The sequence below is a fragment of the Methanosarcina sp. UBA411 genome, assembly GCF_002495725.1.
In the GTDB taxonomy this organism is placed as follows: Archaea; Halobacteriota; Methanosarcinia; order Methanosarcinales; family Methanosarcinaceae; genus Methanosarcina.
Map to the genome: position 1 here is coordinate 149,677 of NZ_DAGK01000002.1, position 9,984 is coordinate 159,660.

The window sequence follows — 9,984 nt, forward strand, 5'->3', positions numbered from 1 at the left end:
AATTATTGAGATGCCTTGGTTTTAAGGATATTATAATACAAAACATTTAATAAATATTTTATGACCAATTCATTAGAGAACCTCTAAAGATTTAGAAAGATATTGTTAAATCATAAGGAGATTTCTCAGCATGTGTGGGAGAGCTGAGTCTGGACAATTAATTCTCAGTTATTAACTTTTCTCTCTTTTAGCCATTTTTCTCTCTTGTTACTAACTTTATCCAATAATATTAACATAATTTTATTTTTAGATCTTCCTTACCAGAAACCCAGAAACAGCAAGACTTTAAATTATTTATCGCGAGCGCTATGAAGGAAATTCTCATGAAAATAGATACAAAAAGTTTAGTTTGCCAAATTCCCAATGAACATTGATATGCAATTAAAATTAGAATACATTTTACTTCTATAACTATATATTGGGGAGCACTTTTAATTATATAAAAAATAACGCTATAAATCAATAAGTAAACTAGATTGTTACATATAAATCAAAGTCATATGAATTTGTGTTGCTATAATAAAATCAGAAAAGACTCAGGCTTTATTAATTGCATATGGTGGGGTAAAATGAAAAGCAGATTATTTTCGATATCATTAGTTCTCATGTTTTTGATTCTGATATCAACAGTGGCTTCAGCCGAAAAATATACAAAAATTGGAAATGGGTCTGAGCCTGCTATCGATGATGGTAAAGTAGCGTGGACAAATAATGGTATTATTCACGTTTATGACCTTACAACCAAAAAAGAAACTACAGTTAACTCTTCCTCAGCATCTCATCCAGCGATTTCAGACAACAAGTTAGTTTGGCATGACGATAGCAGTGAAGCCCCCAGGCTTACTGTGTATGATATAAAAACCGGAACTAGGTCTCACATTACAAAAGACATAGACAACAACAGCGTTCCTGCTATTTACGGAAGTAGGATAGTCTGGAGTGCAGATTCCTACATTTACGTACGCGACATATTTACATCCACGCAGACGAAAATAGCAGCTGGAAACAATCCAGACATTTATGCTAACAGGGTCTCTTATGATTCTTATTCTGCTGAAGATACCCCGCAGATTTACGTATATGATATTACCACTAAGGAAGCAATCGATGTTAGCCAGTATGGCGACAACATGTTTTCACATATTTATCGCGACAAAGTGATATGGTCGGATTTCTACACTAGGCTGGGTAATATCCGTATGTACGACATTACTACCGGGAAACAGACCGAAATTACATCAGGCGATGATAGGACTGGTTATGATACTGGTGGTCCGGCAGACATAAGTGGCAACAAAGTTGTGTATTTGAAACACAACGACCTTGCAAATATGGATTTAGGTGATCTATACGTATATGATATAGATACCGGAGAGAGCAAACAGTTGACCTCTGGAAATACCGCACAAACCCCGGTTATAGCCGGAAACGTTATAGTATGGTCCGATTCTGGCAGTATATATATGTTAAACTACTGACAGGAGTCAGCACTGAAGCGAGGAGAAAATAATCAAATAATCAAATAAAGTATCGACTTGACTGCTTGTATTTTGAATTATGCGCAAAGGAAGAAACAGCTTCTTTTTAACGCTTTCTTTCAATTTTCTTATAATAAAACTAGACCGTTCAACAAGTCATCACGGCATGCTTTTTTCCAATATAAACCTTTTGCCAGATTCAAAAGAATCATTTTCTTAAAAAACTTCTTCTCTTTCAAATGGTTAAAACCGGTATAACTTGAAATTAAGGTTGTCAATGCCAGTTTTTGGAGAAAATATTTAGGAGTTGATCTTTGTTAAGTGGTTCAGGCTTGAAAATAATGAAAAATACAAGGAAAAATGGACAGGAAAATGTTATCAAGAGAATTATATACAATTAGTTTAATACAGTTAAATATATATAGACTCTTAAATACTGTTATGTGAATTCAGTAAAGGATCATAATTAATATCCATTATAATGGATATTAATTATTATTTAAATGAAGTACTTTGGGGACAAAAACGGACCCATTTACCAATAGACAGTAATTAGGAGTAATTTGAGATGAAATTCGGAATCGAATTTGTGCCGAGCGATCCTGCATTAAAGATCGCATATTACGCAAAGCTCTCAGAACAACAGGGATTCGACTATGTCTGGATCACTGACCACTACAACAACCGTGATGTGTATTCTACTCTTACCGTTCTCGCCCTGAACACTAACAGTATCAAGATCGGTTCCGGTGTTACAAACTCCTACACCAGAAACCCCGCAATTACTGCATCCAGTATTGCCTCAATTGCCGAAATCTCAGGCGGCAGGGCAGTTCTCGGTCTTGGACCCGGAGACAAAGCAACCTTCGATGCTATGGGCATCGCATGGGAAAAGCCTCTTGCAACCACCAAAGAAGCAATCCATGCAATTAGAGATTTTATCTCAGGTAAGAAGGTTTCCATGGACGGAGAAATGATTAAGTTCGCTGGTGCCAAGCTTGCCTTCAAAGCTGGAAATGTCCCAATTTACATGGGTGCACAAGGTCCCAAGATGCTCGAACTTGCCGGTGAGATCGCAGATGGTGTCCTTATTAATGCTTCCCATCCAAAGGACTTCGAAGTTGCTGTCGAACAGATTAAGAAAGGAGCCGAAAAAGCCGGCCGTGATCCGAGCGAAGTTGATGTTGCAGCATACGCTTGTTTCTCAATTGATAAGGACCCCGTAAAGGCAGTCAATGCCGCAAAAGTAGTGGTTGCTTTCATTGTAGCAGGCTCCCCTGACCTTGTTCTCGAACGCCATGGGATTCCGGTGGAAGCAAAGAGCCAGATAGGTGCAGCCATTGCCAAGGGAGACTTCGGGGCTTTAATGGGCGGACTTGTTACACCTCAGATGATCGAAGCATTTTCTATCTGCGGAACTCCCGAAGACTGTATAAAGAGGATCAAAGACCTCGAGGCAATCGGAGTTACCCAAATTGTTGCCGGATCTCCGATCGGTCCTGACAAAGAAAAAGCAATAAAACTTATAGGTAAAGAAATCATTGCAAAGATGTAATTTTATTACATCTTCTTATATTTTTAAATATTTTATATTAAATATCTTGCCGTAAGGCAAGTAAATTGAGGTATTGGAGGGAACTGATTGCCACCAAAAATTGCAGAAGTCATTGAACATGACATATGCGCAGCTTGCGGAGCATGCGAGGCCGTATGTCCGATAGGGGCTGTAACTGTAAAGAAGGCGGCAGAAATTCGTGACCCAAACGATCTGAGCCTGTATGAGAAAGGAGCTGGATATTTAGTCTGTGAAGGTTGTTTAACCTGCAGCAGAATCTGCCCAGTGGTAGACGGCTTCATCGAGAATGAACTTGCAAATGTGCGCAAGTTTTTTGCTGCCAGGTCCAAAGATAATATCGGCAGCCAGGATGGAGGAGTTACCAGTGGAATCCTTAAATCTCTTTTTAAACAGGGAAAAATCGACTGTGCCATAGGAGTTACTCGAAACGAAAAATGGGAATCTGAAGTAGTTCTATTGACAAGCGCTGAGGATGTAGAGAGAACAAAAGGAACCAAGTACACTTCTGACCCGGTTGTAGCAGCCCTAAGAGAAGCCTTCCAAAAATACGATCGAATTGCAGTTGTTGGGGTCCCCTGCCAAGCTCATTCTGCACGGCTGATTCGAGAAAATGTAAGCGAAAAAATCGTTCTAATTATCGGATTACTCTGTATGGAAAGTTTCCATCATGACGTAATGCTTGAGAAAATAATCCCGGAGATTATGAAAGTCAAGATAGAAGATGTCAGGAAGATGGAATTCACCAAAGGTAAATTCTGGGTCTACACTAATGACGGTGAGGTTCACTCCGTACCTATTAAAGATGTAGCCAAATACGCTCGCAACCCCTGCCATCACTGCTGTGACTACACTTCGGTCTTTGCCGATATTTCTGTAGGCTCTGTTGGTGCTCCAGAAGGATGGAACTCAGTCTTTATAAGGACCGAGATCGGAGAGGAATATTTTGAGATGGTTCGCGAAGAAATGGAGATCATGGAAGATCCCAAACCTGGCCTTGAACTTGTCGGAAAGCTTATTGATATGAAGCGTAAAAATAATGCTGAACACTTTAAGGAAGTCTGTAAAGAGTTTAGCTTTGAGACCGGAATCCGTAACGAAACGGTCTGAATTCATAATATTGAGAATATAAGGTACAATCAGAGGATGGGACCCGGGATGGTGCGAGCTTTTTATATTGGACGTTTTCAACCGTATCATTTCGGGCATCATGCCATAATTAAGCAGATTGCGGAAGAAGTCGACGAACTGGTTGTAGGAGTAGGAAGTGCCCAGAAAAGTCACGAACCCACTGATCCGTTTACGGCAGGGGAAAGAGTGCTGATGCTATACAACGCACTTGAAAATCTCCCTATTCGACACTATGTTCTTCCCATTGAAGACGTCAGGTACAACTCAATCTGGGTTCACCATGTCGCTTCTCGGACACCTAATTTTGAAGTAGTGTACTCAAATAATCCACTGGTTATTCAGCTCTTTAGAGAAGCCGGATTTTGTGTAAAAGAATCTCCTCTTTATATCCGGGAGAGATACTCAGGGACTGAAATTCGGAGACGGATGATTGCAGGGGAAAAATGGGAACACCTTGTTCCAAAGTCAGTTGTTGAAGTTATCAAGGAAATAGATGGAGTAACTCGCCTCAGGAATGTATCCGCCAGCGATAGCAATTCTTCATTATGATATTTTTTAATTTGATAAGAAAGAAGTCTCATTCTGTTTCTTTTTCATCCCTTATTGACAGTGTTACAACAAACTGAATCGTTTGTGTTTATTTGCGGTATTTGAAGATATTTAGAGTCAAGTACAGTTATAGCATAAGAAAGGGCTAAAAATGTTCAAATAGTTTGAGAAATGTTTAAACTTGCTCACATAATAGAGAAAGTTTTTAATAAAAGAAGATCCTATTCCTATTTGTGTACTCTTAAAACTTTTTCATGAAATTTGGGACCTTAATTCTCTGTGTTTTGTGAAAATACACTTTAACATTTAACCTTTATTAGACATACTAGGTTAATTACTGCAATCAGTATTATAACTAAACACATTGATAAGTACCTGTTTTTAGAAAAGTTAAAAGTACATGAAATATCAGAATAAAAAGTTGAATATTAAACTGTTTGTTAAGAAATATCGTAGAAGGATCACTCAATCATATGAAAATATATCTTCCTGATAAATCGGGGGGTTTAGTCCGGAAGATCATATTTTCATCACCTGTAAGAATTGGATTTTAAACCAATAGCTTTGAAAATTTTGTGATTGAGTGAATACTATGGAGGATATATAATGCAAAGAAGAATGTTCAAGACAATATGTATTTTTACACTAGTCTTCTTTGTCATGTCAATGACAGGAGCTGCTGCTGCATTTGACACCGCATGCAGCAAGAACAAGTGTAGAACAGATGCAAGGAACGATGTATTTACATGTAATTGTAAATCTAAATCCTGTTGCTATAATGTGCTGAGTAATGACAAAGGATGCAACCTTAAAGTTACATCTACAGGATGTTTTACTACCAAACTGGGCGGCAAGGTCTGTATGCAGAGTAACGGTAAATTCTGCTACACAAAGCCAGCAAAATGCAGTAAATTTTGCACTGACAGTTTTAGATATTGTACAAAAGGTAAGGATGGAAAAACCGATTGTGCAACCGTTACGATAAAAGTCAGATGCTAAAAATATCCTTCAGGCGATTGTCCTGACTGTTGTAACTAAGTAGTTTAAGGGAAAAGGAAGTGTTAATCTTCCGGGGATCTAATCCCCACATCCCTTACCAATTTCCTTCTGTTCTTAATTCAAAAACAATTAAGTTAAGAATAATTAAGGAACCAAATCAATCCAATCAATTGATCCCGGTTTATACTCGGACAGTTCTTCTTCATCGCCGTTTAAAATATGATCTACTATTTTTTCTATATCCTGTCCTGTTTCTTCAATGCTTTTCCCTGTCGTATTTATTTCAAAGACTTTCTCACACCATTCAAAAGCTTCAACCAAGATAACATCGAGAGCTTCAGCCTCAATATTTTCTCTTATTTTCTCTTCCGAATAGCCGCGTGCTTTCAGCCTTCTTTCCAATTCAGGAGGGCATACTCTGAGTACAATCACAATGTCCGCGATGTAATGGGCAAGATGACTCTCAAGAACTATTACCTCATTTTCCTTTCCACCAATAATATCTTCAAGGCGCTTCCTGACAAGTTCCATATCCGCAATAACCGCATCTCTCTCCACATCGATCTCGGTGTAAAGATGCTCTTCTTTGATCATTTCGTTAAGGTGGATTATTTTCCAGTGCCTTTTTCTTTCAAGAAACTTACTTACTGAGGTTTTTCCAGTCCCCGGAGTACCGGTGAGTCCTATTAACATGGGAGAAAGAACGAATTTATATCAATTATACTTAATGCAGCCATGAAAGATTATTTGAGAAAACTATTATTGAGTATCTTCATACAAATTATTTCATATGGTTAGATCATAATGACGTCCGTTATCTTTTGCTTTTTCAAATTGGAGCTCTAACCGTTTATTCTGTAATGGTTTTTCTACAACTTGATGAAGAATAAAAAAGTATTTTAAAGATAAAACTTGAGAAAACGACCTCAATAAATATTTCCTATCAAGCTGTATTTCGCAGTCCAAACTATTTTATTCTTTCAAAGTTCCGATAACAGGATAATCCTTAAATATTTCAGGTCCGTGAGGGGCCTCGTCCATTTCTTCAGTAAGGTCTTTTCCTGCATCATGAAGTCCCTGGTGGGTACCACCCTCCCATAAATAACTGTCTGAGACATCATAGACCTGACCCTGATAGGCAATGTACATCTTACCATTTTTACCATTATGTTCTGCAAGTTCTTCAAGTGTGTACTCTTTCATTTTCCATACCTCCATTTTAATATTAATAATTCATGACCAAAACCTTCAGTTTTAGCTATAGTCATACATTTAACATTCTTAACATCTCATTGATCTCAGTAGTAGGAAGCTGACATTGATAATTCTGGCAGACGTATGCGGTAGCTTTTCCCTCTATAGGGACCTGTTCTTTCGCATATTTTGCCAGAGTTGTAATTTCAGGGTCCTTTCCTTCAGGTCTGAAAACCAGCACTTTATTAGGAATGAAGTAAGCCCAGAGCTCTTCGAGCATGTGTTCAGTGTCATGAGATTCATGCTTTCCAGTAATTACCACTTGATAAGTTGGACCTAAGCCAAAGTCAAGTGCTGATAAGAACTGAGTATACCCAGAGGGTATTTTTCCAACGAGATTTGAAAAAGCTCGTTCCAGCCCTTGAGATCTATCTTCCAGTTTAGGATCTGCAGTTATTCTAGAAAGTCTAAGAAGATTCAGCATCTCAATAGAATTTCCTGAAGGTATGGCTGCGTCCGCAAACTCCTTTTTCCTGAAAATAAGTGATTCGCTGTCATCAGCCGTAAAGAAGAAACCCCCCTGAATTGGATCCCAGAAATGTTCGAGAAATTCTCTGTTGAGGCAAAGGGCTGCTTTAAGATAATTCAGTTTAAATCCTGCCTCGTAAAGTTCAATGAGTCCATGTATGAGGAATGAATAGTCATCGGCAGTTCCGGAAATGCCGGATTTTCCTTCTCTATATCGGTGAAGCAATCGTATATCAGGACTGTAAAGACTCTTGAGAATAAAATCTGCAGCTCTTTCGGCAGCTTTCAGATACTTCTCATCTCCAAAGACCTGAAAACCTTTTGCAAGAGCTGCAATCATAAGTCCATTCCAATCAGTCAGAACTTTGTCGTCTTTTGCAGGTCTTTTACGTTTATTCCGGACTGATAGGAGCTTTTCTTTAGCCAGCTTTACCCGGCTCTCGACTTCATCAACTGGAATTTTTAATTCGGAAGCCAGGGCTTCGAGAAAATGGGACATATAAAAAATGTTAGTTCCGGTCTTTTTACCTCTTATTTCTTCTTCGAAGTTACCTACTTCACTGAGATTAAATACTTTTGTAATCAGTTCAGAATCCTCAGGGCTAAGAACACTTCGGACTTCTTCTAAAGTCCAGAGATAATACTTTCCTTCCTCTCCCTCAACATCAGCATCTTCCCCGCAATAAAATCCACCTTCCGGAGATGTAAGATCTCTTAATACATAATCGAAAATTCCCTCTGCTGCTTCCCTATACAGTTTCTTTCCGGTAACCTGATATACTTCTGTATATGCAGTTGCGATAAGAGCCTGGTCGTATAGCATTTTTTCAAAATGTGGGACAATCCACTTATTATCTGTAGAGTAACGGTGGAAACCCGAACCCAAATGATCATGGATTCCTCCCCTATACATATTTTCCAGTGTATATTCAACCATGTAAAGAGCTTCGGGATTCCCGCTGCGTCTCCAGTAGCGGAGCAAAAAGAAAATTTTGTGTGGAGTAGGGAATTTGGGAGCTCTTTCAAAACCACCGTATTCATTGTCAAAAGAAGTCAGCAGTTCTTCGTAAGCTTCCTCAATTATTGATTCTCCTATGCACTCTCCTGCAGACTCGGAGATCATATTCTGGATAGTGGATGTGATTTTTTCAGCTGACTCGAGGACCTCTTCGTGCTGTCTGTTCCAGATCTCTTCTATTCTGGGCACGAGTTCGAGCATTCCTGTCTGGCTAAAACGGGAATTTCTGGGGATATATGTTCCTGCAAAAAAGGGCTTCATATTAGGAGTCATAATAATATTAAGAGGCCATCCACCTCTTCCAAGAATTATCTGGCAAACTGTCATATAAATATTGTCAATGTCCGGCCGTTCTTCTCTGTCTACTTTTATGCAAACAAAAGCCCTGTTCATGAGTCTTGCCACCTCTTCATCTTCAAAAGACTCATGAGCCATTACATGGCACCAATGACAGGTGGAATATCCAATTGACAGAAAAATAGGTTTATTTTCTCTCCTGGATTTCTCAAAAGCTTCTTCTTCCCAGGGATACCAGTCAACAGGATTATAGGCATGCTGGAGGAGATACGGGCTCTTTTCATTTATTAGACGGTTAGGCTTTCTGTATTCTTCTCCCAGTAAAATCCCTCCGGCTTTTCTTCAGATATATATTTCTTGCCAAGAAAGCATTCCGTTTTTAAGCACTTTGGCTTTTCCTATACATTCCCTTGGTAAGGAAGTGACAGTCACTATTGCCTCCGCGCCTGAGGAAAATGCAACAACAATTATTCTATCTCTTACACTCACAATTTCCAGTGATTTTAAACAATACTGGAAATAACCTTGCACCAAATTTGCAAGTATGAAATATTTTGATTCCCCGGCTCTCCGAAAATAAGTTCTGCAGGAACGCAGATTTAACTTGTTAATAGTATCCATTCTAACTCCCCTGATTTAAACCGATATCTATAGATTTCATTATAAATCAATGACCAATTCTGGAGTGAACTAGTTTATCCCCAATATAATGATAACCTACTCAAGCTTTCTGTAAAGCTTGCAAATTGAAAAATTAGGTATAGCCAAATTTCCCCACTTTAAATATTCATCCCCTGAATATCAATATATCGGTATTCTAAGAGATTATCGGTATTCTAGGAGATTATTTTTCTAATATATTAACAAGTTAGACAGGCTGTTTTAGAAAAATGTAGTCAGAGAACTTATTAAATATAAATATTTGTTTCATTTTGGGTTTCAATACTTTAGTTCAGAAGAAAATAATTTTACTGACACGGCACTTTCATTCGATATTCCATATAACTATTGATTTGCAGAATATATCAGGAGATTCCTTGCTTCTTTATTGACTGGAGCTGTCCGATTTCTTCGGTTTTTTCTTCATAATTTCTTACTCCTAAGAAATTTACAACCTTTAAAGCCCTATATGACTGCTCCTGCTTTTTCTCGGCTTTCCTAGCTTGATATACCCTTATAGAACGAAGAAGGTCAATTTTTCGGAATTCTGGCCAGAA

Annotated in this window: 9 protein-coding genes and 1 pseudogene; 5 read left to right on the forward strand and 5 right to left on the reverse strand. The window is 38.3% G+C overall.

The window, feature by feature from the left end; all coding sequences use genetic code 11:
• The first annotated feature begins 569 nt into the window (after positions 1 to 569).
• The 5 genes from BP861_RS01060 to BP861_RS01080 all read left to right on the forward strand — a co-directional run bounded on the left by BP861_RS01060 (position 570) and on the right by BP861_RS01080 (position 5,730).
• A complete protein-coding gene (locus BP861_RS01060; protein ID WP_292371701.1) occupies positions 570 to 1,478 on the forward strand; it encodes a TolB family protein in 909 nt (302 codons plus the stop codon).
• 568 nt (positions 1,479 to 2,046) lie between these two features.
• Complete coding sequence (gene mer / locus BP861_RS01065; protein ID WP_292371703.1) at positions 2,047 to 3,033, forward strand: 5,10-methylenetetrahydromethanopterin reductase; 987 nt, start codon at positions 2,047 to 2,049, stop codon at positions 3,031 to 3,033.
• Between the two features lie 87 nt (positions 3,034 to 3,120).
• Entirely contained in the window at positions 3,121 to 4,161 is a 1,041-nt protein-coding gene (gene fpoF / locus BP861_RS01070) for a F420H2 dehydrogenase subunit FpoF (protein ID WP_292371705.1), read from the forward strand.
• Between the two features lie 48 nt (positions 4,162 to 4,209).
• Positions 4,210 to 4,731, forward strand: a complete 522-nt coding sequence (locus tag BP861_RS01075) for a nicotinamide-nucleotide adenylyltransferase (protein WP_292371707.1) — start codon at positions 4,210 to 4,212, stop codon at positions 4,729 to 4,731.
• 606 nt (positions 4,732 to 5,337) lie between these two features.
• Positions 5,338 to 5,730: a hypothetical protein gene (locus tag BP861_RS01080; protein ID WP_292371710.1), complete on the forward strand. Its 393-nt coding sequence runs from the start codon at positions 5,338 to 5,340 to the stop codon at positions 5,728 to 5,730.
• Between the two features lie 144 nt (positions 5,731 to 5,874).
• Here BP861_RS01080 and BP861_RS01085 read toward each other — a convergent pair whose 3' ends face one another.
• The 5 genes and pseudogenes from BP861_RS01085 to BP861_RS01105 form a co-directional block, all read right to left on the reverse strand.
• Positions 5,875 to 6,423 (reverse strand): adenylate kinase family protein, encoded by a 549-nt coding sequence (locus BP861_RS01085; protein ID WP_292371712.1) that lies wholly within the window; start codon positions 6,421 to 6,423, stop codon positions 5,875 to 5,877.
• Positions 6,424 to 6,702: 279 nt separating this feature from the next.
• Entirely contained in the window at positions 6,703 to 6,933 is a 231-nt protein-coding gene (locus tag BP861_RS01090; RefSeq protein WP_292371714.1) for a cytochrome b5 domain-containing protein, read from the reverse strand.
• A gap of 61 nt (positions 6,934 to 6,994) precedes the next feature.
• The gene (locus BP861_RS01095) at positions 6,995 to 9,094 is read right to left on the reverse strand and encodes a thioredoxin domain-containing protein (RefSeq protein WP_349680982.1); all 2,100 of its coding nucleotides are present in this window, start codon (positions 9,092 to 9,094) and stop codon (positions 6,995 to 6,997) included.
• Between the two features lie 15 nt (positions 9,095 to 9,109).
• Complete coding sequence (locus BP861_RS01100) at positions 9,110 to 9,388, reverse strand: hypothetical protein (RefSeq protein ID WP_292371716.1); 279 nt, start codon at positions 9,386 to 9,388, stop codon at positions 9,110 to 9,112.
• 404 nt (positions 9,389 to 9,792) lie between these two features.
• A pseudogene (locus BP861_RS01105) lies at positions 9,793 to 9,984 on the reverse strand (UDP pyrophosphate synthase); the annotation flags it as partial.